22 protein-coding genes and 5 tRNA genes are annotated in these 23,986 nt (G+C 45.0%); 14 read left to right on the forward strand and 13 right to left on the reverse strand.

Annotated elements, in window-relative coordinates:
• Window positions 1-21: 21 nt before the first annotated feature.
• The 3 genes from ruvX to recN form a co-directional block, all read right to left on the reverse strand.
• Window positions 22-465, reverse strand: coding sequence for a Holliday junction resolvase RuvX (gene ruvX / locus ACTJIX_RS06370; protein ID WP_004810094.1), 444 nt, complete (start codon window positions 463-465; stop codon window positions 22-24).
• On the reverse strand, window positions 458-1,012 hold the full coding sequence (locus ACTJIX_RS06375; RefSeq protein ID WP_004810091.1) for a YqgE/AlgH family protein: 555 nt from the start codon (window positions 1,010-1,012) through the stop codon (window positions 458-460). Before ACTJIX_RS06375 ends, ruvX begins: the two co-directional genes overlap by 8 nt.
• A gap of 115 nt (window positions 1,013-1,127) precedes the next feature.
• Window positions 1,128-2,789, reverse strand: coding sequence for a DNA repair protein RecN (gene recN, locus ACTJIX_RS06380; RefSeq protein ID WP_004896349.1), 1,662 nt, complete (start codon window positions 2,787-2,789; stop codon window positions 1,128-1,130).
• A 418-nt stretch (window positions 2,790-3,207) separates the two neighbouring features.
• On the opposite strand from recN, the gene ACTJIX_RS06385 reads away from it, so the two are divergent.
• The 3 genes from ACTJIX_RS06385 (at window position 3,208) to ACTJIX_RS06395 (ending at window position 5,363) form a co-directional block, all read left to right on the forward strand.
• Entirely contained in the window at window positions 3,208-3,531 is a 324-nt protein-coding gene (locus ACTJIX_RS06385; protein WP_004810087.1) for a pyrimidine/purine nucleoside phosphorylase, read from the forward strand.
• Between the two features lie 152 nt (window positions 3,532-3,683).
• Complete coding sequence (gene rlmB, locus ACTJIX_RS06390) at window positions 3,684-4,433, forward strand: 23S rRNA (guanosine(2251)-2'-O)-methyltransferase RlmB (protein ID WP_004810085.1); 750 nt, start codon at window positions 3,684-3,686, stop codon at window positions 4,431-4,433.
• 6 nt (window positions 4,434-4,439) lie between these two features.
• Window positions 4,440-5,363 carry a DMT family transporter gene (locus ACTJIX_RS06395; protein WP_026056745.1) on the forward strand — a complete coding sequence of 308 codons (924 nt, stop codon included), beginning with the start codon at window positions 4,440-4,442 and terminating at the stop codon, window positions 5,361-5,363.
• 14 nt (window positions 5,364-5,377) lie between these two features.
• On the opposite strand, the gene coaE is transcribed toward ACTJIX_RS06395, so the two are convergent.
• Genes coaE through pilB form a run of 4 tightly spaced genes read right to left on the reverse strand, consistent with a single transcriptional unit; the run spans window position 5,378 to window position 9,809 of the window.
• The gene (gene coaE, locus ACTJIX_RS06400; RefSeq protein WP_004896341.1) at window positions 5,378-5,977 is read right to left on the reverse strand and encodes a dephospho-CoA kinase; all 600 of its coding nucleotides are present in this window, start codon (window positions 5,975-5,977) and stop codon (window positions 5,378-5,380) included.
• 1 nt (window position 5,978) lies between these two features.
• A complete protein-coding gene (locus tag ACTJIX_RS06405) occupies window positions 5,979-6,839 on the reverse strand; it encodes a prepilin peptidase (RefSeq protein ID WP_004896340.1) in 861 nt (286 codons plus the stop codon).
• Window positions 6,839-8,068, reverse strand: coding sequence for a type II secretion system F family protein (locus ACTJIX_RS06410; RefSeq protein ID WP_004896339.1), 1,230 nt, complete (start codon window positions 8,066-8,068; stop codon window positions 6,839-6,841). The genes ACTJIX_RS06405 and ACTJIX_RS06410 overlap by 1 nt, the downstream gene beginning before the upstream one ends.
• Window positions 8,069-8,099: 31 nt before the next feature.
• Complete coding sequence (pilB, locus tag ACTJIX_RS06415; RefSeq protein WP_004896338.1) at window positions 8,100-9,809, reverse strand: type IV-A pilus assembly ATPase PilB; 1,710 nt, start codon at window positions 9,807-9,809, stop codon at window positions 8,100-8,102.
• Between the two features lie 282 nt (window positions 9,810-10,091).
• On the opposite strand from pilB, the gene tpiA reads away from it, so the two are divergent.
• The 11 genes from tpiA (at window position 10,092) to ACTJIX_RS06470 (ending at window position 17,458) form a co-directional block, all read left to right on the forward strand.
• Complete coding sequence (gene tpiA / locus ACTJIX_RS06420) at window positions 10,092-10,883, forward strand: triose-phosphate isomerase (RefSeq protein ID WP_004896332.1); 792 nt, start codon at window positions 10,092-10,094, stop codon at window positions 10,881-10,883.
• Window positions 10,884-10,896: 13 nt separating this feature from the next.
• Complete coding sequence (gene secG, locus ACTJIX_RS06425; protein WP_004896327.1) at window positions 10,897-11,226, forward strand: preprotein translocase subunit SecG; 330 nt, start codon at window positions 10,897-10,899, stop codon at window positions 11,224-11,226.
• 52 nt (window positions 11,227-11,278) lie between these two features.
• Window positions 11,279-11,363 (forward strand) — tRNA-Leu (locus ACTJIX_RS06430).
• A gap of 52 nt (window positions 11,364-11,415) precedes the next feature.
• Window positions 11,416-11,492, forward strand: a tRNA-Met gene (locus ACTJIX_RS06435).
• A gap of 82 nt (window positions 11,493-11,574) precedes the next feature.
• A tRNA-Met gene (locus ACTJIX_RS06440) sits at window positions 11,575-11,651 on the forward strand.
• A 62-nt stretch (window positions 11,652-11,713) separates the two neighbouring features.
• Window positions 11,714-11,790: transfer RNA gene (locus tag ACTJIX_RS06445), tRNA-Met, on the forward strand.
• A gap of 196 nt (window positions 11,791-11,986) precedes the next feature.
• Window positions 11,987-12,063 (forward strand) — tRNA-Met (locus tag ACTJIX_RS06450).
• A 224-nt stretch (window positions 12,064-12,287) separates the two neighbouring features.
• A complete protein-coding gene (gene rimP / locus ACTJIX_RS06455) occupies window positions 12,288-12,812 on the forward strand; it encodes a ribosome maturation factor RimP (protein ID WP_004896325.1) in 525 nt (174 codons plus the stop codon).
• A gap of 35 nt (window positions 12,813-12,847) precedes the next feature.
• Window positions 12,848-14,332, forward strand: a complete 1,485-nt coding sequence (nusA, locus tag ACTJIX_RS06460; protein WP_004810069.1) for a transcription termination factor NusA — start codon at window positions 12,848-12,850, stop codon at window positions 14,330-14,332.
• A gap of 10 nt (window positions 14,333-14,342) precedes the next feature.
• The gene (gene infB, locus ACTJIX_RS06465; protein WP_348902859.1) at window positions 14,343-17,054 is read left to right on the forward strand and encodes a translation initiation factor IF-2; all 2,712 of its coding nucleotides are present in this window, start codon (window positions 14,343-14,345) and stop codon (window positions 17,052-17,054) included.
• On the forward strand, window positions 17,054-17,458 hold the full coding sequence (locus ACTJIX_RS06470; RefSeq protein ID WP_004810065.1) for a ribosome-binding factor A: 405 nt from the start codon (window positions 17,054-17,056) through the stop codon (window positions 17,456-17,458). Before infB ends, ACTJIX_RS06470 begins: the two co-directional genes overlap by 1 nt.
• Before the next feature lie 145 nt (window positions 17,459-17,603).
• Here ACTJIX_RS06470 and ACTJIX_RS06475 read toward each other — a convergent pair whose 3' ends face one another.
• The 6 genes from ACTJIX_RS06475 to ACTJIX_RS06500 are packed head-to-tail and all read right to left on the reverse strand — an operon-like array spanning window position 17,604 to window position 23,821.
• Window positions 17,604-18,002, reverse strand: a complete 399-nt coding sequence (locus ACTJIX_RS06475) for a Na+/H+ antiporter subunit G (RefSeq protein ID WP_004810062.1) — start codon at window positions 18,000-18,002, stop codon at window positions 17,604-17,606.
• 10 nt (window positions 18,003-18,012) lie between these two features.
• Window positions 18,013-18,288, reverse strand: coding sequence for a monovalent cation/H+ antiporter subunit F (locus tag ACTJIX_RS06480; protein ID WP_004810060.1), 276 nt, complete (start codon window positions 18,286-18,288; stop codon window positions 18,013-18,015).
• Entirely contained in the window at window positions 18,285-18,803 is a 519-nt protein-coding gene (locus tag ACTJIX_RS06485; protein WP_108619244.1) for a Na+/H+ antiporter subunit E, read from the reverse strand. Before ACTJIX_RS06485 ends, ACTJIX_RS06480 begins: the two co-directional genes overlap by 4 nt.
• Window positions 18,803-20,614 (reverse strand): monovalent cation/H+ antiporter subunit D, encoded by a 1,812-nt coding sequence (locus ACTJIX_RS06490; protein WP_440611298.1) that lies wholly within the window; start codon window positions 20,612-20,614, stop codon window positions 18,803-18,805. Before ACTJIX_RS06490 ends, ACTJIX_RS06485 begins: the two co-directional genes overlap by 1 nt.
• Window positions 20,614-20,979 carry a Na+/H+ antiporter subunit C gene (locus ACTJIX_RS06495; RefSeq protein ID WP_004896306.1) on the reverse strand — a complete coding sequence of 122 codons (366 nt, stop codon included), beginning with the start codon at window positions 20,977-20,979 and terminating at the stop codon, window positions 20,614-20,616. The genes ACTJIX_RS06490 and ACTJIX_RS06495 overlap by 1 nt, the downstream gene beginning before the upstream one ends.
• A 4-nt stretch (window positions 20,980-20,983) precedes the next feature.
• Window positions 20,984-23,821 carry a monovalent cation/H+ antiporter subunit A gene (locus tag ACTJIX_RS06500; RefSeq protein ID WP_440611299.1) on the reverse strand — a complete coding sequence of 946 codons (2,838 nt, stop codon included), beginning with the start codon at window positions 23,819-23,821 and terminating at the stop codon, window positions 20,984-20,986.
• Between the last annotated feature and the right edge of the window lie 165 nt (window positions 23,822-23,986).

Consider the following 23,986-nt stretch of genomic DNA (forward strand, 5'->3'; position numbering starts at 1 on the left):
TCCATCTGGATGCTTTTTATTTTAAGGATTCACTCCGACCGGATGCCGATACCAGCTTTCAATAAATAGCGCTGCTGCAATACTGTCAGCCGCTAACTTTTTAGCTCGACCTTGAGTCTGATAACTCTCTAATTCATCCCGCGCTTCACGTGTAGTGAGACGTTCATCGACCATCAAGGTTTCAATATTGGTTTGATGACGTAAACGGCGGGCAAATTTGCGTGCACGCGCAGAAAGTTCAGATTCTGTATCATCCATATTCAGCGGTAGACCGACTAAAAATAAAGTCGGTTGATATTGCTTGACGATTTTCAGTAATGTATCCCAGTTGGGGATTCCATCTTTCATCGGGAACAAGGCAAGAGGATTGGCACTTTCAATCAGGGATTGTCCAACCGCCATGCCCATTTTTTGTGTACCAAAGTCAAACGCCATAATCATCTGTGGCGCGTTTACATCAGGCATGTCCAATCTCAGAAGACAACCAGTTCCGATCTACGCCCATCTTTTTATAGGCAGCATCCCAACGGTCGTCATAAGGTAAATTAAAAATTAAATCCATATCAGATTCACAGATCAGCCACTCACCTTTGGCAATTTCTTTTTCCAACTGGCCTTTACCCCAGCTGGCATAGCCAAGTGCAATCTGGTAACGTCCGACACCTTGGTTATGGGCGATGGCATCTAGAATATCCTTGGATGTGGTAATACAGACATTTTCACCGACGGCAATTGAAGAATGCCAAGTAGGCTGACCGGTGTGCAGCACAAAACCGGCTTCAGGTCGCAATGGGCCCCCTTGCAACACTTCATGAGGATTGACATTATCTGCTTCGATTTCAAGATCATTCAATAATTCTTTAATCTGAATGCCTGCAGGTCGATTAATAATGATGCCTTGCGCTCCATCTTCGTCATGTCGTGCGAGATAAATGACCGTGTTGGCAAAAAAATCGTCACGCATTTCTGGTGGAGCAATCAGACAACGGTGTGTCAAATATTGTTTGTTCACCGAAAAGCTTCTCCTTAAAATCAATTTCTTGGCAAAGAAATCGTGTGATCTTCACCTTTAACTTACTAGAGCTTTGTTAATTCACCAACAGTTTTTTGTGAGCATTGTAATATTTTTAAACATGCTGAAACTTTAGCTGACGTAATTGACGCGCGTGTTGCAGTGTTGTTTCATTAATTTCCACACCGCCTGTCATTCGTGCAAGCTCTTGAATACGTTCGTCTTCTTTCAAATCAAGAATTGTGCTGCTAGCCGGATCGGTTTGCTGCTTTTTCACCAGCAGATGCTGATCAGACTGTGCTGCGACCTGTGCCTGATGGGTGATACACAGAATTTGTACATGCTGCGCCAGATCGGCCAACAGACGTCCTACAATTTCCGCCGTACCCCCACTGATGCCGACATCAATCTCATCAAAGACCAGAACTTCAGCTTCAGTTTTTTCAGCATTCATCACTTGCATTACCAGTGCAATACGGGACAGTTCACCACCGGATGCCACGCGTGCCAGTGGCTGTGCCGGAATACCTTTATTGGCAGTAAATAGCAGCTGAATAAAGCTCAAGCCTTCACTGTTTGGTTCATCGAGCGGTTCAAATTTAAATTCAAAATAGGCTTCTGGCAGGGCAAGCTGTTTGACCTGTTCCGTCAGTTGTTTCGCCAATGGACCAGCTGCTTCACGACGAATCTCATCCAGATGCTGTGCTTTGGCCAGAAACTCCTGATAAGACAATTCGACTTGTTCCGCCAATGTTTCTGGATCTTCGAGTTGATGCAATTGTGCTAGTTCAGCCTGCCAGGTTTCATACTCTTCCTTCAATAATTCGGGTTGGGTACGGTATTTACGTGCCAGACGGTGAAACACTTCAAGTTGTGAATTCAGCTCTTCCATACGTTCAGGATCAAAACTTTGACGATCCATAAAATGACGCAGGTTGGCTGTAGCATCTTCAATTTCACTCTGCGCATTGAGCAAAGAAGTGTGGATTTCAGAAAGCTGCTCACTACGACCAGCATGGGATTCTACACGACGCAGGATAGAGGAAAGCTCCTGATTAATATTCTGTTCCGCTTCATCCAGGCCATTCAGACTATAGACACAGTCCTGCATGATCGCTTCATGATGAGAGAGACGATCAAATTCCTGTTCAATTTCCTGATAATCAATCTGTACTACATCTTCAAGTTCTTCGAGCTGCAGTTCCAGTGTTTCCATGCGCTGTTTACGGGTGGCTTGAGCATCAAGTGCTGCCTGATGCTGGCGGATATTTTTATGCCAGATACTGTATGCATCACGAACTGCCTGGGCGGGCTCATAAAAATTATAATAACGGTCCAACCAGTGTTTCGGGTAAGGCGGCTCCAGTAGCTGTTGCTGGCTGTGCTGGCTATACAGTTGTACCAGCAAACGGCCAATTTCTTTCAGTTCAGACAGACTGCTAGGACGGCCATTAATCCATGCCTTGCTACGTCCCGTAGCAAAAATCACCCGACGTAGATGGATTTCACCCGACTCATCATCCAGTTCATGTTCTTTTAGCCAAAGCGCTTCGGGACTATTGTCCTGATAACTGAAGGTTGCTGTCACATCGGCCTTTTCTGAACCATAGCGCACATAGTTGGTGTCGGTGCGTTCACCCAAACAGGCCGAAAGGGCATCCAGCAACAAAGACTTACCAGCGCCGGTTTCACCGGTGAGCACGTTAAAACCTTGATGAATATCAATGGCCAGGTGGTCAGCTAAGGCAAAATTGATCAGAGTTAAATGTGTCAGCATACACGCATCCAAGCTGCGAAAAGTTTGATTGAAATCAAGTAGGATCTGATATGCATCAGATCATGTATGTCATTATAAATCAGGATGAAACCCTTTGATTCTATCTTATATTACGGTCAATGATACAAGCAGATTTTGTAGTATTGTCAGTATGCACGACTAAAGCAGGTCAATCTTCCCACAAAATTGATTACTCCCTATAGTTCAGCGAATCCTGCTAAATTTGATTTTGCATTGCAGAATTGTTCATCCTCCTTTAAATCACTTTATTTTATATATTTGCTTATTGAATATATGTACAAAATATATACAGAAAATTTTAAGCTGAGCTAGGCAAACTTCGATTGATTAGTTAGGAATGCGCATTTAAACTACAGCCATTCCAATATTATAAAACCCGTGCTCTGGAGATAAACGGATGTCAGCTCAGTTTGACCATGTTTCAGTACTTAAGAAATCAAATGTATATTTTGGCGGTCTGTGCATCAGCCATGTGGTTCAGTTTGAAGATGGTACGAAAAAAACCCTGGGAGTCATTCTACCGACTGAAACCCCACTTACATTTGAAACACATGTGCCTGAGCGTATGGAAATCATTTCCGGTGAGTGCCGTGTGCAGATTGCAGATAGCGAAGAAAGCGAACTGTTCCGTGCTGGCCAGTCTTTCTACGTGCCAGGCAATAGCCGTTTTAAAATCGAAACTGATGATGTATTAGATTACGTTTGTCATTTTGAAGGCTGATTTTATTATTTCATCTCCCTAACCGGACTGAAGCTGATCAGGAAATTTTCTGCCGAATCGGTTAAACTTAATTTATACAGAAATCCTGTGAAGCTGGCTTTGCAGGATTTTTCTTTTGCAGCATATTTCCCAAATTAATTTAGAGGTCGTTCATGGCTAAACCTGAGTATTTTTATGGCGTACATTCAGTTGAGTCATTACTGGAGCTTGAGCCTGAACGCGTCCTGACGCTGTTTACTCTGAAAGGTCGTGATGATCAACGCTTAAAGCGTGTATTAGAGCTTGCTGAGCCATTTGGGATTAGTGTGCAACAGGCTAGTCGCGACAAACTGGAAAAACTGGCAGGTTTGCCGTTCCATCAGGGGGTGGTAGCAGCAGTGCGTCCGCATCCAACTTTAAATGAAAAAGATTTAGAAGAGCTTTTAAAACAAGATTCGCAAGCACTTTTATTAGCGCTTGACCAAGTCACCGATCCGCATAATCTCGGTGCCTGTATCCGTACGGCAGCAGCCATGGGTGTCGTGGCTGTAATCGTGCCACGTGACCGTTCTGCAAGTTTGACACCGACAGCGCGTAAAGTCGCAGCCGGTGGTGCCGAGAAAGTTAAATTTATTCAGGTGACCAATCTAGCACGTACTTTGGGTCAGATCAAAGATGACTTTAATGTCCGCGTTGTGGGGACTATGCTGGATGAGAAAGCATTACCAATTCAGCAATTTGATTTTACTGGTACTGGTGTCTGCGTGGTAATGGGGGCGGAAGATACCGGTCTGCGTCCAATTACGCAAAGTCAGTGTGATCAAACGGTTTATATTCCGATGGCAGGCAACTTGCAAAGTTTAAATGTCAGTGTGGCAACAGGTATGGCTTTATATGAAGCTTGCCGTCAGCGTAATGCTTAATCCCTGATGAGATTATCCACACGTGCACAAGGTTATTTTTTCCTCTTAACGACCATGTGTATCTGGGGCGGTTTTACTTTAACCGCTCGCCTGAATGCAATCTGGCAGATCAGTGCCTGGGATATCGTCGCACTACGCTTCTCTCTGGCTTTTCTGATTCTCATGCCGATTTTAATCTATCGTAAAGAGGCTTCTTTTTTACTGAAAAAAGAATCTTTTATCCTGGCTATGATCGGTGGAGTGGTGTATTGCCTGTTTGCTTATAGCGCATTCCATTACGCACCGACTGCCCATGCCGCCATTTTTTTGAATGGCTGCATACCGTTGTGTACTGCAGTGATGGCTTATTTTCTGATGAATCAGGCTTTTGATAAACATACCTGGATCAGTCTGAGCATTATGATCGGGGTGCTGTGTCTGATGAGCGTACTGATGTATCAGGAAACAGGTGTGGCCTTTGGGGCAGGGGATGTCCTGTTTTTCATCAGTGCGATTTTATGGGGGATATTTACGGTGTTGTTACGTAAATATCAACTGTCTGCCTGGCAAGCCATGTGTGGCGTGGCAATTTGGTCGGCTGTGGTGTATGTACCGATTTATTTACTGTTGTTACCTAAAAATTTAACTGTACCTGAGCCACAACATTTATTGTTTCAAACACTTTTCCACGGGGTGTTTGTAGTCATCATTGCAACCCTAACCTATGTAGAAGCGATTAAGCGGCTTGGCGCATTTAAAGCAGGCAGTATTACCAATCTGGCACCTTTTATTGCGGCTATTCTGGCAGTGCCCTTGTTGAATGAAACGCTGAGTCTGGCGATGGTTTGTGGTCTGATCGGGATGGCAATCGGTGCCTTGCAGCCATGGCGCTGGCTGCAACATCAGGACAGTTTGGCCATCAAACTTGAAGAACAAAAAAAGCAGTCTTGATGACTGCTTTTTTATTAATTCAGAGCTCTTTGCAAATATTGTTCATGTAGAGGCTGTAGATGCGCATATAAGTGTTCCAGATGGCCATCATTTAATACGATATCATCCGCCAGTTGCTGTTTTTGTTCACGAGGCATCTGAGTAGCAATGATACGGTGAATCTGTTCAATATTTTGACCATCACGCTGTGCAGCACGCTGGATCTGCAACTCAATCGAAGCATCAATCAATAAGGTATGGTCGGTAAGTTCATGCTGATTGGTTTCAAACAGCAGGGGAGACACCAGAATCACATAAGGACTTTGTGCATCCTGTAATTGCTGAATAATCGATTGGCGAATTGCGGGATGAGTAATGCTTTCTAAGATTCTACGGGCATCATTGGATTGGAAAATATGTTCGCGTAAAGCACGACGGTTTAAGGTTCCATCTTCCTGTAATACCCAGTCACCAAAAGCTTGCTGAATTTGTAGCAGTGCTGGCTGACCGACTTCGACAATCTCGCGTGCCACAACATCAGCATCCACGACCACAATACCATGTTGTTCAAACCATTGACTGGCAGCAGATTTGCCGCTGCCAATACCACCTGTCAGACCTAGTATAAATTTCAAATTATTGACCTAAATAAACTTTCATAATTTGCTCGCCCCACAGGAAAGCGATCCAGCCGGCAATGGCAATATAAGGACCAAAAGCAAAAGGCTGATTTTCCTTACGTACTTTTAACAGAATAATGCCAATAATTGCACCAACGAGTGATGACAATAATACAACTAGTGGCAACATTAACGGTCCCATCCAGGCACCTAAAGCAGCCAGCAATTTAAAGTCACCATAGCCCATGCCTTCTTTACCAGTTACTATTTTGAACAGGTAGTACACGACCCATAAACACAGGAAGCCGATGATATAACCCCAGATGGCTGAAGTTGGTGAGGTGTAAATTGCATAGCTATTCACCCCTAAGCCTAAAGCTGCAAGTGGAAGGGTATAGCGATCTGGAAGCAGCTGGGTATCAAAGTCAATAAAGGTTAGTGCAATCAGAATATAAGTCAGCACCAGACCGAACAACATTTGTATTGTAGGACCAAATACAGCCAAAACGGTCAATGCACAAACTGCTGTTAGAATTTCAATGAATGGATAACGGGCACTAATTGGATTTTGACAGTTCGCACATTTACCACGCAAGGCTAACCAGCTGATCACGGGGATATTTTGATACCAGCGAATTGATGTATGACATTTTGGACAGGTCGACGCAGGTTTACTTAATGTAAGCTTGCTTTCATCAATGATCGGTTGATCAGGGTGTAAAAACAGCTGGCAGTCGTTACGCCATTCCTGTTCCATCATTTTAGGGGTGCGGTAAATTACGACATTCAGGAAACTACCGATACAGAGACTAAAAAGCCCGACTGCAATATAGAGCGCAGTCGGGTTTTGAGTGAAATATAAAATAAGATCTTGCATTAAACCACGGAACCCATCTGGAAAATCGGCAGGTACATTGCAATAACAAGACCACCTACAAGCACACCAAGAACGGCCATAATTAATGGTTCCATCATGGAGGTCAAACCATCAACGGCATTGTCGACTTCATTTTCATAATGGGTCGCGACTTTATCCAGCATGGCATCTAGTGCACCAGATTCTTCACCAATCGAGACCATTTGCACGGCCATAGAAGGAAACTTATTGGTAACACGCATGGCGAATTGCAGTTGTTGGCCAGTAGCAACATCCTCACGAATTTTCATTACCGCATCTTCATAAACTACATTATTGGTCGCGCCTGCAGTTGATTCCAGTGCATCAATTAATGGAACACCAGCAGCAAAAGTCGTTGCCAGAGTACGACTATAACGAGCAATAATCGCTTTATAAACCAGATCACCGAAGATAGGTGCTTTTAGTGCAGCCTTGTCTAAAAAGTCACGGAATTTTTTACTACGCTTTTTAGCTTCTAAAAATGCTGTAATTGCAATACCAATAAAGATAATTAATAGAAACCAGTATTTCTGCATCCATTCAGACATATTGACTACCATTTTTGTAAATGCTGGCAAGTCTGCACCAAATGACGAGAAGAGATCCTGGAAAACTGGAACGACTTTAACCATCAAAATAATCGTAACAATAATTGCAACAACAACCACTGTTGCTGGGTATTTCATTGCTTTTTTAATTTTCTGCTTTAACAGTTCACTTTTTTCTTTATAAATCGCAACACGATCCAGCATGGTCTCTAAAGCACCCGATTGTTCACCGGATTCAACCAGCGAACAGAATAGCTTATCAAAGTATTGAGGATACTTGCGCAGTGCACCTGCAAAGGTATTTCCGCCTTCAACCTCACCTTTAATCCCGAGTACAACCTCGCGCATTGAAGGATTTTCAAGGCCTTCCGCCACAATTTCAAAGCCTTGTACGAGTGGTACACCGGCTTTCATCATGGTAGCAAGCTGACGGGTAAAAATGGTGATATCCAGTGTGGTCACTTTTTTCTTCATCAGGCCTTCAAGAATATTCTTCTTTTTTTCTCGAATACTCTTGATACTGATACCCTGCTTACGCAACGTGACCTTGGCCAAGGCGAGGTTACGTGCAGGTATTTCCCCTTTAATCTTTATACCTTTACGGTCTACCCCTTCATAGGTGAAGGTCGGCATCATTTGACCTTTTTTCACTGAAGCCATGAGTTTATCCTTATTTTATAGCAGCACCTGATCATTCGCTGGTAACACGATTGACTTCCTGAAGGGAAGTCACCCCCTGCATTACCTTTAATAACCCTGATCGGCGTAAATTGTTAAAACCTGCGCGTGCGGAAGCTTCGGCAATCTCAATTGCATTGCCATCTTCCATAATAATACGTGAAATCTCTGGTGTCACTTTCATGACTTCATAAATACCGACTCGACCTTTATACCCTTCACGACATTCGTTACATCCGACAGGTTCAAAAATACTAAATTCCGGATTCTGTAAATCATCATCGCTAAAGCCCATTTCAAGCAGGCTCTGACGTGGAATATCTGCCGGTTTTTTGCAATGTGGACAAAGGCGACGCGCCAAACGCTGAGCAATAACCAAATTCACCGAGGTGGCAATATTAAATGATGGCACACCCATATTACGTAAACGGGTCAGGGTTTCTGGTGCGCTGTTGGTATGTAGTGTTGACATCACCATATGACCTGTTTGTGCTGCCTTGATTGCAATCTCTGCAGTTTCCAAGTCACGGATCTCACCGACCATGACAATATCAGGATCCTGGCGCAGGAATGATTTCAATGCAGCAGAGAAGGTTAGGCCAACTTTATTATTGACGTTAACCTGGTTGATCCCTTGCAGGTTAATTTCGACTGGATCTTCAGCAGTTGAAATATTCGTGTCTTCACGATTCAGGATATTTAAACCGGTATAGAGAGATACAGTTTTACCAGAGCCTGTCGGACCGGTGATCAAGAGCATACCTTGAGGCTTATCTAGTGCCTCCATAAATAAGGCTTTTTGATCAGGCTCATACCCCAGAGCATCAATACCCAACATGGCACTCGATGGATCCAGAATACGCAGTACCAGTTTTTCCCCAAACAGGGTTGGGAGTGAGTTGACACGGAAATCGATAGCCTTATTTTTAGAGAGTTTTAACTTGATCCGGCCATCTTGAGGCACACGCTTCTCGGAAATATCCATTTGTGACATAACTTTAAGACGTGAAGCCAGACGTGTTGCAAGCTGTAAAGGTGGCGTGGCGATTTGACGCAAGACCCCGTCGACACGGTAACGCACACGGTACATTTTTTCATAAGGTTCAAAGTGTAAATCAGATGCACCCATACGGATTGCATCAATCAGTAACTTATTAATATATTTAACAATGGGTGCTTCATCACCTTTATTATCATCCTCATCATCTTTATTCGGGTCAGAGTTATCGATATCAATATCTAGATCAAAATCATCATCAAAGTCAAAGGTGCTTTCTTCAGTAAAATTCTGCTCGATCAGTTTTTCGAGTTTATTATGTTCAACAATGATGGTTTCAATATTGAGTTTGGTCGCAAAACGAACGGCGTCAATTGCTTCTATATTGGTCGGGTTGCTGGTCGCGATAAACAGAATATTGCTATTTTTAAAGATTGGTAGCACGCGGTGTTTGGTAATAATCTTTTCATCAAAATCTTCGCGTACGATCAGGGCAGGATCATAGGCACTGATATCAAATAGCGGTTCACCGAATTCAAGAGAAATCGTTTCTGCAATTTTGGTTGGCGAGAGGCGGTGATGTTCAATCAGATAGGGAACAATATCAATTTTATCTTTTTTGGCACTGCTCAAAGCACCCTGCATATCTTCTGCAGATATAACCCCTTCATCGACAAGTCGACGAATAAACCCCGTAAATCTTGGAGATCCCTGAATTGCTGTCATGCTCTAATATGCCCGTGAATCAAAATTGTTTTAATTGCTTTATCAAAATTATACGTTGCTTGCGTAAAATTACCATAGCGTAAAATGCTGCCTTCTTCGCATTAATATTCAAAATACTGAATGAATCCTAAGAAGTGATCCCTATAATCTTAAGTGATAACAAAAAATGAGCAGTTTGAACAGACCTGGCACTGAAAATGCCGCAAGAAAACTCTTCTTCAAATTTTCTAATTCCGTGTAGAATGTGCCCAATTAAAGATAGGTATTCAGAATAGGTTGTTTATGTCGTTGTCGACGATTACCCCATGGGTAGTGGGTAACTGGAAAATGAACCCGCTGCAGACAGATGCGCAGACATTGCTTCGTGGGGTGAAAGATTTACTTGAATCTACACCGATTTCAGCAGAAAAGTGTCATTTAGGCGTAGCCCCTGTAGCAATTGCACTCACTCAGGTTCAGGCTGAAATGGCTTCCGCCGTTCGTCCGGTTTATGCCGTTGCTCAGGATGTATCTCGTATTGCAGGCATGGGCGCCTATACGGGCGAAGTGAGTGCAGAACTGCTGGCAGACAGTGGTATTGGTTATGTTCTGGTAGGACACTCTGAGCGTCGTGAAATCTTTGGTGAGTCACGAGAGATTCTCAATACCAAAATCAAAAATGCTTTAAATGCCGGTTTGACTGTGATTTATTGTGTAGGTGAAAGTCTGGAACAGCGTGAAGCCGGTCAGGCGGAAGCTGTGGTATTGCAGCAAATCTGTGATATCGCGGCTGTAGTTGAAGCAGAGCAATGGAAGAATATTGTAATTGCCTATGAACCGATCTGGGCGATTGGTACTGGTAAAACTGCTTCTCCGGAAGATGCACAAGCGATGCATGCCCAGATCCGTCAAGGTCTAAAACAGATTACTGGCTATGGTGAAACCACTGCAATTTTGTATGGTGGTAGTGTTAAACCTGAAAATGCAGTAGAGTTGGCAGCCTGTCCTGATATCAATGGGGCACTGGTGGGTGGTGCATCACTCAATGCCGAGTCATTTCATAAAATTGCCCAGGCATTTGCAAATACACAATAATTAGGAGTTCAGCATGCAAACTTTTGTGCTGGTAGTACATATTATCTTAGCGATTTTGATGATTGTCTTGATTTTAGTTCAGCATGGTAAAGGTGCAGATGCTGGTGCATCTTTCGGTGGTGGCGGTGCTGCGACTGTTTTTGGTGCTTCAGGTTCAGGTAATTTCCTGACCCGTTTGACTGCAGTATTTACGGCATTGTTTTTTATTACCAGCTTGACTTTAGCGGTATTTGCCAAAAAGCAGACCACAGATGCTTATACTCTGAATAGCGTTCCAACGACTCAGACTGCACCTGCTCAATCGGCTGAAACTTCACCAACTGCACCAAAAACTGGTGAATAATTTCGCCAAAGGCTTTCTTTTTGTGCATGATGCGAATAGAATGCCTGCAGCTGCGGTGGTGGTGGAATTGGTAGACACGCTACCTTGAGGTGGTAGTGCTTTCGGGCGTGGGGGTTCAAGTCCCCCCTTCCGCACCAACTTATAATCCAGAACATAAGTTAGTGTATGCAGCTAAAAAACTTCTGTTGTTGCGGGATGGAGCAGTCTGGTAGCTCGTCGGGCTCATAACCCGAAGGTCGTTGGTTCAAATCCAGCTCCCGCTACCAATCAATCCTTTTATAAAGACGCAAACTTTAAAGAGGCAACTTGAAACTAGTTTTAAGTTGAGAAGAGTTATTTGCATGTTGTTGCGGGATGGAGCAGTCTGGTAGCTCGTCGGGCTCATAACCCGAAGGTCGTTGGTTCAAATCCAGCTCCCGCTACCAATCCTTTAAAGATGCAAACTTTAAAGGCAGTTCTATGAACTGAAAAGTTTTTTGTATGCTGATGCGGGATGGAGCAGTCTGGTAGCTCGTCGGGCTCATAACCCGAAGGTCGTTGGTTCAAATCCAGCTCCCGCTACCACTTTTTGGAAAGTGTGATTTCGTTATTTTAATCAGTTGCAAGCTCGTCGGGCTCAACTCTTTATAAAATCTCGAAGATCGTTGGATTAAAGTCCAGTGAGCGCTACCAATTTTTCAGCGACAAAAGACCAACATATCGATAGAGATAGTTTTGATTGAAAACTTATCGTCTTTTGTATATAATTTTTGCACGTTGATGCGGGATGGAGCAGTCTGGTAGCTCGTCGGGCTCATAACCCGAAGGTCGTTGGTTCAAATCCAGCTCCCGCTACCAAGTTTCTTAAAAGAGGCTCACAACTATGGTGGGCCTTTTTGCACAGTGGGATTTGAAAAAATCCGAAATTGTGCATTAATTGGGGCGATTTACGCCCTTTTTTATTGGCTATCGTGTAGTGTCGACAAAATTTGGTCATATCTCCATGTTTCACTACTACTATAGTTTGTATTGGTTTGTAGTGGTCAAATAGATCATAAAATCGCACCAGATGACGAGAGTAAATGAAGCTATCAAATAAAACTCAAGCACTTCAGGACTTGATTGCACCTGCAGTTGAAGCCTGTGATGTAGATCTTTGGGGAATCGAATTTGTTCCTCAGGGTAAACGTTCTCTATTACGTATTTATATCGACAAGCCAGTCGATGCAACTGCTGAACCGGTCATCAATGAAGACGGTGAAGTGGAGCAGGGCCGCGGAATTGGTGTGCAGGACTGCGTACGCGTTACCCAACAGGTGGGCGCGATGCTAGACGTACATGATCCGATTTCAGGTGAATATGCACTTGAAGTGTCGTCTCCAGGCTGGGACCGTCCATTCTTCCAGCTTCAGCAAATGGCAGATTATATCGGTCAGACCGTTGCCTTACGTCTGATTAGTGCGGTGGACAACCGTCGTAAATTCCAGGCAAAACTGGTTGCAGTCGACCTTGAAAATGAAATGATTCAGGTAGAAGTAGAAAAGCAGCAGGTTCTGGACATCGACAGTCACAATATCGATAAAGCAAATTTGGTCTATCAAGATTAACTAAATCAATAAGAATCTGAACGAATAGGTGACATATGGCACGTGAAATTCTTACCGTCGTTGAAACGGTTAGTAACGAAAAAGGTGTACCTCGTGAAGCAATTTTTGAAGCACTAGAACAAGCTTTAGTTGCAGCGACCAAGAAAAAGTTCTACGAAGGAACTAACTCAGAAGAAGCACGTTTACGTGTAGAAATCGATCGTAAAACTGGAGACTACCGTACTTTCCGTCAGTGGGAAGTGGTTGCAGACGAAGATCATGAAATGCCAGCCTGTCAGGATGCGATCTCTGATGTTGATCCGGCGAAATGGTCAATCGGTGACATTCGTGAGCTGGAAGTTGAGTCAATCGATTTCGGTCGTATTGCTGCACAGATTGCTAAACAGGTGATTGTACAAAAGATTCGTGAAGCAGAACGTGCACTGGTTGCTGATGCTTATGAATCTAAAGTCGGTGAGCTGATCTACGGTGAAGTGAAAAAACAAACCAAAGACGGTTTCATTATTGACTTAGGGGACAATGCTGAAGCATATCTTGCACGTGAAGAAATGATTCCGAAGGAAATCCTTCGCCCGAAACAACGCGTGAATGCGATTCTTTTCAATGTCAACCGTGAAGGTCGTGGTGCTCAGCTACAGCTTTCTCGTGCTAAACCTGAAATGCTGATCGCATTGATGAAAAAAGAGATTCCAGAAATCTCGGAAGAAATCATTGAAATCAAGGCAGCCGCACGCCAGCCAGGTGTACGTGCCAAAATTGCAGTGAAAACAAATGACCACCGTATTGATCCGGTTGGTGCTTGTATTGGTATGCGTGGTACACGTATCCAGGCAGTACAACAGGAACTCAATGGTGAGCGTATTGATGTCGTAGTATGGTCAGATGATCCTGCTCAGTACATCGCAAGCGCACTTGAACCAGCAGATGTATCCAGTATTGTTATCGATGAAGATGCACGTACTGCAGACATCATTTTCGCAACGAGTGATCAGTTGGCTCGTGCGATTGGTTCACAGGGTCAGAACGTTCGTCTGGCATCAGAACTGACTGGCTACAAGCTGGATATGATGCTGGAAGAAGAATACTACGCGCGTCAACAAAGCGAAGCACAAAAATACCTGGACATGTTTGTAACACGTCTGGATATTGCTGAAGATTTGGCTATGGCGTTGGTAGAAATGGGCTTCACCTCGCTTGAAGAAATTGCATACGTACCTGCAGAAACGTTTGATGAAATCGAACTGGATGCGGAACTGGTTGAATTACTGCAAAGCCGTGCAAAAGAAGTTGCACTTGCTGATGCATTACAACAGCAAGAAAACGTACAAGCGCCAAGTGAAGAACTTGTTGCAATGGATGGCATGACAGCAGAGATCGCGCAAGCTCTAGCAGCTCGTGGTGTGGTAACAGTGGATGACCTTGCAGATCAGGCAACTGACGATATCGCAGATATTGAAGGTTTAGGCGCTGAAAAAGCGGGTCAGCTCATTATGAAAGCGCGCGAATCATGGTTTAACTAGGAGGTAGTATATGACGGACAAGTCGATTAAAGAGTTAGCCCTCAAATTGGGTCGCCCAGTTGAGAAGCTCCTGGAACAGGTTCGTGAGGCAGGTTTACCACAGAGCAAATCTGACGAAATTATTACCGCCGAACAACAAGATCACCTGATGAGCCATGTGAAAAAATCACAAGGTTCGGATGGTCATGCAGGACAAATCACGTTGAAACGTAAAACGACCAGTACGGCTAAAGTAGCCAGTACTTCGGGTAAGGCAAAAACCATTAATGTAGAAGTTCGCAAGAAACATACATTTACTAAGCCTGATCCAGAACAGATCAAAGCAGAAGCATTGGCAAAAGCCAAGGCTGAACAACAGGCCAAAGCTGCGCCTGAGCAGAATACAGCGCAAACCGTTTCTTCTGCTGAAGCTCCAAAAACTGGCGTCAATAACGCGAGTAAAGCTTTAGAAGCCATGCGTGCTGCTGCAAAGCAAACCAGCGACAAGCAAGAAGTTTCTAAAGCGGCTGTAGTTGTAAAACGCAAATCTACAAACAAACCAATTGTGAAGCAGGTTGTTAAACCGACTGAAACTGCTGAACAGAAAAAAGCACGTGAAGCGCAAGCAGCACAACTTAAAGCTGTTGAAGAAGCTGCACGTCGTAAGGCTGCTGAAGAAGCGCAACAACGTACGCTTGAACAAATGCGTCAAATGGCGTCTAAGTATACAGCGGAAGATACAACAGCAACGATTCGTGTTGTTGATGATTCTCCTCTTGCTGCTGGTCTGGTTGGTCAAGCATACGAAGACTCTTTCGCAAAAGAAGACCGTGAAATTAAACGTGGTACGAACACGAATAATACTCGCTCATCTAAGAAAGGCGGTCGTCGTGGTGAAGAGCAATCTTTCCGTGATAACTCACATAAACGTGGTCTGAAAACAAGTCAATCGAACAAACATGGCTTCGAAAAACCTGTTAAGAAACAAGTTTATGACGTTGAAATCGGTGAAACGATTGTCGTTGCTGACCTAGCTGCGAAAATGGCAGTTAAAGTTCGTGAAGTCATCAAATCACTGATGAAAATGGGTGAACTGGTTACTCAGAACCAGGCGATTGACCAGGAAGTTGCTGCGCTGATCGTTGAAGAAATGGGCCATAATCCGGTACTGGTTTCTGAAACTGCAGCAGAAGATACGCTGATGGAACAAGCTGAAGAGGCGCGTGGTGTGCAATCTACACGTGCACCTGTTGTTACCATCATGGGTCACGTTGACCATGGTAAAACATCGCTGCTTGACCGTATTCGTCGTGCCAAAGTGGCTGCGGGTGAAGCGGGTGGTATCACACAGCATATCGGTGCTTACCACGTAACAACTGATAAAGGCATCATCACTTTCTTGGATACTCCGGGTCACGCAGCATTTACAGCAATGCGTTCACGTGGTGCGAAAGCGACTGATATCGTGGTGTTAGTTGTGGCGGCAGATGATGGTGTAATGCCACAAACTGCTGAAGCAATTGACCATGCGCGTGCTGCGGGTACGCCAATCATCGTTGCGATCAACAAAATGGATAAAGAATCTGCTGATCCAGATCGCGTATTGAATGAATTGACGACCAAAGAAATCGTGCCTGAACAGTGGGGCGGTGACGTTCCTGTGGCCATGGTTTCTGCGCACACAGGTGCCGGTATCGACGAGCTTCTTGATCTGATTTTAATTCAGGCTGAACTTCTAGAGCTTAAAGCTTCTGAAGAAGGTGCTGCACAAGGTGTAGTTATTGAAGCACGTGTTGATAACTCTCGTGGTGCAGTAACCTCGATCCTTGTACAAAACGGTACCTTGAAAGTAGGTGATCTTGTTCTTGCAGGTTCATCATACGGCCGCGTTCGTGCCATGACAGATGAAAACGGTAAACGTATTCAATCTGCAGGTCCTTCGATTCCAGTAGAAATCTTGGGTCTTCCAGAAGCGCCAATGGCAGGTGACGAAGTTCTTGTTGTGAATGACGAGAAAAAAGCACGTGAAGTTGCTGATGCGCGTATGGATCGTGAACGTCAAAAACGTCTTGAGCGTCAATCTGCAATGCGTCTTGAGAACATCATGGCATCAATGGGCAAGAAAGATGTGCCGATTGTGAATGTGGTTCTGAAAACTGATGTACGTGGTACATTGGAAGCATTACACGTTGCGCTTGCTGACCTTGCAACCGACGAAGTTAAAGTACGTATTATTGGTTCAGGTGTCGGTGCAATCACCGAGTCTGACGTAACACTTGCTGAATCTTCTGAAGCTGTACTTCTAGGCTTTAACGTTCGTGCCGACAACACTGCGCGTCAAAAAGCAGATGCTGACAGTATCGATATCCGTTACTACTCAGTAATCTACCAGTTGATCGACGATGTGAAAGCAGCCATGAGCGGTAAGCTTGCACCTGAACACCGTGAAACAATTCTTGGTGTTGCGCAAGTACGTGAAGTATTCCACTCTAGTAAATTTGGTGCAGCTGCGGGCTGTATGGTACTTGAGGGTACATTACACCGTAACAAACCGATTCGCGTATTACGTGATGACGTAGTTGTGTTCCAGGGTGAACTTGAATCTCTACGTCGCTATAAAGAAGTGGTTGAAGAAGTTCGTGCCGGTATGGAATGTGGTCTTGCAGTGAAAGGCTATAAAGACATCAAACCTCTCGACAAGATCGAAGTGTATGATGTTCAACTGATTAAACGGAGTCTTTAATGGCGGGTAGTCAGCGTCTTAAGCGTATGGCTGATACAGTTCAGAGAGAACTCTCTGAACTGATTCGTCAGGAGCTTAAAGATCCACGTTTGGGTGGTCTAGTGACCATCTCGGCGGTGAAAGTCAGCCCTGATTTAGGCTATGCTGAAGTTTATGTGACTGTAATGGGTCGTGAACTGGGTGATGAGCAAAGTGAAGCGGCAAATAAAGAAACGCTGGATGTATTAAACAAAGCGTCTGGTTTCTTGCGCCACGAACTAAGCCGTCGGATCAAGACACGTATTACGCCACGTCTGCGTTTCCATTACGATAAAACCAATGCATATGGTAACTATATGTTTGGTCTGATTGCTGAAGCTGTGAAGGATTTACCTCCAGCTGAAGACAAGAAAGATGAAGAATAAGCACTGATCAAGTGCAATAAAAAAGCCACCTTCGGGTGGCTTTTTTATTAGGCTTGAGAAATAAAGGAAAAAGACTTTCATGCTTATTTATATCCGCTTTCTATTTTTCTCCCAGAAGGAGAACAGAGGTAAATAAAAGCCCTTACTATTTTAAATCATCATCGCAATTCTTCTTTTCAAAGAAAGCACGACGACGGGTTTTCTGCCAGGGTAGGGGACGTTCCAGTGCTTCCGGTACTTCACCACTCATTGAGCGCAAACGTAAGTGCAGTGCTGCCTGAGCCATCAGATTGGCCGAAACTGGTGCTGTAATAAAGGCAAACAGGGTAATTAGTACTTCAGCAAAACCAAAACGACCAAAGCTTGCAGAATAGATCATCGCAGCAATCAGGAAGCTACCGAGGCCCAAGGTACTGGACTTGGTCGGTGCATGCAGGCGCATAAACAGGTCAGGTAATCGAACCATACCAATCCCGCCGACCAGCATAAAGAATGAACCGATCAGCAGGAAAATCGAGATCAGAATTTCTAGGTATAATTGCATCTGAAAACTCCTAATCGATCACATGGCCAGTGGTAAAGTAACGTGCCAGCGCAGCCGTAGAGACAAAACCTAACATTGCCACGAGTAAAGCACCTTCAAACATAAAGGTACTGGCCCAGTAAATACCGAGGATGACGACCAGACAGGTAGCATTCAGGAACAGGGTATCCAGAGCCAATAGTCGGTCCACAATTGAGGGTCCTATGACCAGACGTGCCAGACACAGGAACATGGAAATGGTCACGGCACCCAGACAAATCAGTAAGGCATAAGGCAAAATCGTCATGCATTTTCTCCAGTCTGAGCGCTAAAAATCTCAATCAGTGGACGTTCATAGCGCTGTTTGATAACTTCAATCTCAGCAGCTTCATCGTCGGTACTTAAGGCATGCACCAGAATATCGCCACGATCCTGATCAATACCAGCAGATACCGTACCTGGCGTCGTGGTAATGATCATTGCTAATAAGGCATTTACTTCTTCATGTTCAGTATCCAAAGGAACACGGAACCATTTGGGATGCAAATTCTTGGTTGGCCCCAAGACCAGGATAGCGACTTTAATATTGGCGACAATAACGTCCCAGATCACCACAAAGAACAGACGAATGGCGGGTAGCCAGTGAATATTCGGTGTGTAGTCAATAAACCGGAATACCATTCGTGGGATTAGTACTGCAAGGACTAATGCGGTGACGAGTGTACCGGCATCCAGACTATGATTGAGTAAAGCCCAGCTCACTCCGACAATGACGGAAACCAGTGGGTGAGGGAACCAGCGGCGTAAGAACGATGCTTTCATTATGGTCCCTCCTGCGGTTTAAGCTGGTTATCACTTGGCGCATTTTTCTGTTCAATATACTGTTCATTGATCTGACGCTGTTTGAATTCAGAAATATTTTCACCTTCTAAAGTTGCCGGTGAAATTACATATGGAATCAGATGTGCATTTGGATCTGGATTTTCCCCACCATATTTGGTTTCAGGCAAATATTCCGGATCAAATGGCTGCACGCTAATGACCTTGCCTTCAGCATCACGTTTCAATAATGCCGCTTCATAGACTGGATTATCTTTAATTTGTACCGCAGTGCGATACACATAATTATAGACAGGTGAAGCAAATACCACATAGGCTGTCAGTCCGGCGAGCAACAGGTAAATCACCTTATCATTACGCAAAGGTGCCCGGCTTGGCAGGGTTTCGTACTGGGTAAAGGCTTCAGAATGGACATTATCATCCGGTTTGCTGGCGCGCCAGAACAGGATAAAACCAACCCGGGTAAAGGCTAGAATACTCAGCAAGCTAACCAGTAGCACCGTAATAATGATAATCATCTGATAAGGCGAGCCTGTCGTCGCTTGCAAGATGAAGACCTTGCCGAAGAAACCACTAAATGGTGGCAGACCCGCCATCATCAAGGCAATGATAAAGTAGACTATCGATACCAGGGTATTCTGTTTCATCTGTGGTGCGATTTTAAAATGATCTTTGAATTCACCACGCTGAGAGGTGATCCAGCCGCTAAGCATATAGAAAGCGGCAGCAATCACGGTACTGTGCACCATATAGTACAAACCGCCAGCCCAAGCTGCTGAATTATTCAAGGCAATTGCAATCAGAATAGTACCCACTGAAGACAGCAGCATAAAACCAATAAAGCGACGCAAACGATCTGTGCCAATAGCTGCTACAGCACCATATAAGGACGTGATCAGACCGATGACCATCAGACAGTTCATCAGAATCTGATGGCTGTATTCATCATCAAAGACCGTACCATTGACCCGCAGGATGGCATAAATACCCACCTTGGTCATGATGGTAAACAGGGCCGCTACCGGTGTTGTTGCCACAGCATACGTTTTCGGGAGCCAGAATCCGACAGGCAGCATGGCAGCCTTGATCCCAAACACCACAAATAACAGCAGCGCACCAGCAACTGCAATTTTATGCTGATCGTTTTCCAGCGTTGGCATCAGTCGGGCAACGTCGGCCATATTCAGGCTGCCAACACTGCCGTAGATCATGCCTAAGCCAATCAGAAACAGGGCAGAAGCCAGTAGGTTAATTGTGACATAGTGAATACCCTGCTGGAAACGAGCCTTGCCTTGACCATGCAGAAGCAGGACATAAGATGCCATCAACAGGATTTCAAAGAATACAAACAGGTTGAACAAGTCACCTGTGAGGAAAGCTCCACTGAGTCCCATCAACAGGAAATGCATCATGGCATGGAAATAACGCCCGCGCATGTCCCAGTCACGACTGGCATACCAGATAATCGGCACAGCCAGTGCATAGGTCAGTACCAGCATCAAGGCAGACAGCTGATCCAGAACCAGTACAATTCCGAATGGAGCAGACCATTCACTTAGGGTATAAACACTGATTTGTCCCTGACTGGTGCTTATCAAGTAACTGATCGAAACCACCAGGCCGAGCAGCGTCGAGACATGGCTGATGCCACGACGCCAAGGTTGACGCCAGTCTGTCGCTAGTGAACCTGCACCAGGATTGCCTAATAACAGCAGAATGAATGCAGTGAATGCTGGCAGGAGAATACTGAAAATAGGTGTATGTTGGACCCAGAAATTATAAAGATCAGTCATTAAGGCTCATCCTCACGTGGGTCATGGTTTGGTATTTCTTCTTTGGAATCAACGTGGTCTGTCCCTGATTCATAACGGCTGCGAAGTGCCAGCTGAACAATGAATGCCGTGGTGGCAAATCCGATTACAATAGCAGTCAGTACCAATGCCTGTGGCAGTGGGTCCGTAGTTTTGGTGGTTTCTGTAAGGACTGCAGGTGCATTGAGCTGAATACGTCCCATGGCAAACAGAAACAGGTTGACGGCATAACCGATCATTGCCAGACCCAATACTACAGGGAAGGTACGGGCACGCAGGATCAGGTAGATCCCGGTTGCTGTCAGGAGTCCAATTGCAGAGACCAATAAAAATTCTAGACTGATCATTGCATTATCCTCTTGGTACCGGGCCAGTCATAGACGAGTGACGTGAATCCCCAAGCACAGAAATCATTAACATGGTCGCGCCGACCACGGTGACATAAACCCCGACGTCGAACAGCGCTGCAGAAGCCAGATGCATATCGCCCAGTATTGGTGGATGGACATAAATATGTGCACTGGTCAGGAATGGACGTGACCAGAACCAGGCAGCAACACCAGTTAGGCCAGCAAACATCAAACCGCTACCAATCCAGATTTCATAGAGACGACCAGATTTAGCACCAAGCATTTTTTCTGCATGATCCTGACCGATGGCAATGTACTGAATAATCAAGGCTAAAGAAGTCACCAGGCCTGCGATAAAACCACCGCCAGGCTGATTATGGCCGCGCATGAAAATATACAGGCTCACCACCAACGCAACTGGCAAAATCCAGGAAGCAGTAATTCGCAACATCAGCGGGGAGGGGTTAAAACGATAAGTCAAACCTTGAGTAATGGTAGTACCATGGGCACGCATACCATCCATCAGGCTCAATACGCCAATCGCCGCAATACCGAGTACGGTGATTTCACCAAAGGTATCGAAACCACGGAAATCCACCAGAATCACGTTCACCACATTGGTCCCGCCGCCGAGCGGTATTGACTGCTGGGCAAAGAACCAGGAAATTGAATTATGATCTCGGGTCATGACGAGCCAGGCTACCCAGGCAATACTCAGACCACCCATAATTGCAATAATAGCATCGCGCCAGCGTCGGGTCGGGCTGGATTCATAAGGGGTGAGCTGTGGTAATAGAGACAGGCTCATCAGCAGCAATACTGTGGTAACTACATCGACGGTAATCTGGGTCAGGGCCAAATCTGGTGCCGAGAAACCGATAAAGATCATGGTCACGACCAGACCGACTGCACCGCTGATCAGTACGGCTTTAATCCGCTCGTGATGGAACCACAGCATCATCCAGCAGGCTGAGAATAATAGCAGCCATAAGATAATCGCTAAAGCCGGTGCATGGGTCAGCTCACGTGCGCCAGTACCAATCTGATGAGTCAGCAAAGGTACAGCAACCAGACCGATGGTAAAGATCACAATCCACAGCAGATAGCTTTGCAGTTTGCCATTTTCAGTGGCACGGCGAAAACGACGTGAATTTAGCAATAATGACTTTAAGAACAGATCAAATAAAATCCGGCCCTGAAATTTGCCCAAGCTTGGATCAAGATCAATTTCACGAATCAAGCCACCTTTGGCCAGCGAGAAATAGAACAGGATTCCACCAATCAGGGCGATTACACTCATTAAGAGTGGTGCGTTAAAACCATGCCAGATGGCAAGGTGAGTACCTTCAAACGCCAGGTTTTGTGTAGCAGCCCGGGTAGTGCTATTAACAATTTTCTCAACCAGTAAGGCAGGCAAAATACCGACCAGAATACATAAGGTTGCCAGTAAAGTTGCTGGCGCACGCATGCCAAATGCTGGTTCATGTGCATTTTTATTCGGTACATGGCGCCCAATTGGACCATCGAAGAATACGCCGTGGACCAAACGAATCGAATAGGCTACCGCGAAAATACCGGCTAAAGTCGCGACAATGGCACAGCCAATCATTACTGGACCACTTAGGTTGGCCAGCAGTTCAGTAAAGAACATTTCCTTGGACAGGAAACCATTGGTCAATGGGACACCTGCCATTGAGGCAGCAGTGATCATGGTGAGGGTTGCAGTAAAAGGCAGTAATTGCCATAAGCCGGACAACTTGCGTAAGTCGCGTGTACCCGATTCATGGTCAATAATGCCGGCTATCATAAACAGTGCAGCTTTAAAGGTTGCATGGTTAATGATATGGAAAATTGCAGCAGCCACCGCGAGTGGTGAACCAATCCCCAGCAGACACATGATCAGGCCAAGATGACTGATGGTTGAATAGGCCAGCAAGCCTTTCAGGTCTTCCTTAAAGATGGCAAAAAAGGCTGCCATGCACAGGGTAAATAGACCGATAAAGGTAACAATATTATGAAAAAGTGCCGCGCCAGCAAAAATTGGCAGCAAGCGTGCGACTAGAAATAAGCCCGCTTTTACCATCGTGGCAGAATGCAGATAAGCAGATACCGGTGTCGGTGCTGCCATGGCATTTGGCAGCCAGAAATGGAAAGGAAACTGCGCACTTTTGGTAAAGGCACCAAGCAAAATCAGCAGCAGGGTAGGTACAAACAGGCTATGCGATTGGATCAGCTCGGTCATCCCAAGGATCTGATCAATCTGATAAGTTCCTGTGATCTCACCCAGTAAAACGAAACCACCGAGCATTGCCAGACCACCCATGCCGGTAATGGTCAATGCCATGCGTGAGCCACGTTGGGCCACTTCATAATTGCTCCAGTAACCAACCAGCAAGAACGAGGAGATACTGGTCAGTTCCCAGAAAATTAATAAAATAATCAGGTTATTCGACAAGGAAATGCCGAGCATCGCTGCCATGAACAGCATCAGCAGGATATAAAGTTTGCTGAGGGAGTTCTTCGGACTTAAATAATAGTAGGCATAAATAAAAATCAGGGTGCCGATGCCACTGATCAGCAGAGCAAATAACAGCCCCAGAGAATCCAGGCGGAAACTGAAATCAATACCAAGTTGAGGCAGCCATGACCAGCTTTCGCTAATGACTGCGCCATCTAGCACCGCAGGTGCCTGGCTGAGTAATAATGCAAAACTGCTGAGGCTGACACCAATGGCCCCTAAGGCCGTTACCCCGCGCGAAAATCTTTTCAGCCACGAGACAAGGGTTGTGCCTAATACTAACGGTAACAATATAATAATCGGCAGCACACTCGTATCCATTGTCGTGAGTTAGGTCGTCATGAACCTAGGGTGAATCTTTATCTTTCAAGGATTACAGGAATGCAAGGAGCAGCCCAAATTTCTCAATCTTGAAAGCCAAATCGTATTCAAAGAATAAAAAACAGTTGTATTGCGCAACTTATAAACGATAGCAAATTCCGATTT

Origin of the sequence: Acinetobacter sp. 22323, assembly GCF_052044895.1 — a bacterium.
In the GTDB taxonomy this organism is placed as follows: Bacteria; Pseudomonadota; Gammaproteobacteria; order Pseudomonadales; family Moraxellaceae; genus Acinetobacter; species Acinetobacter schindleri.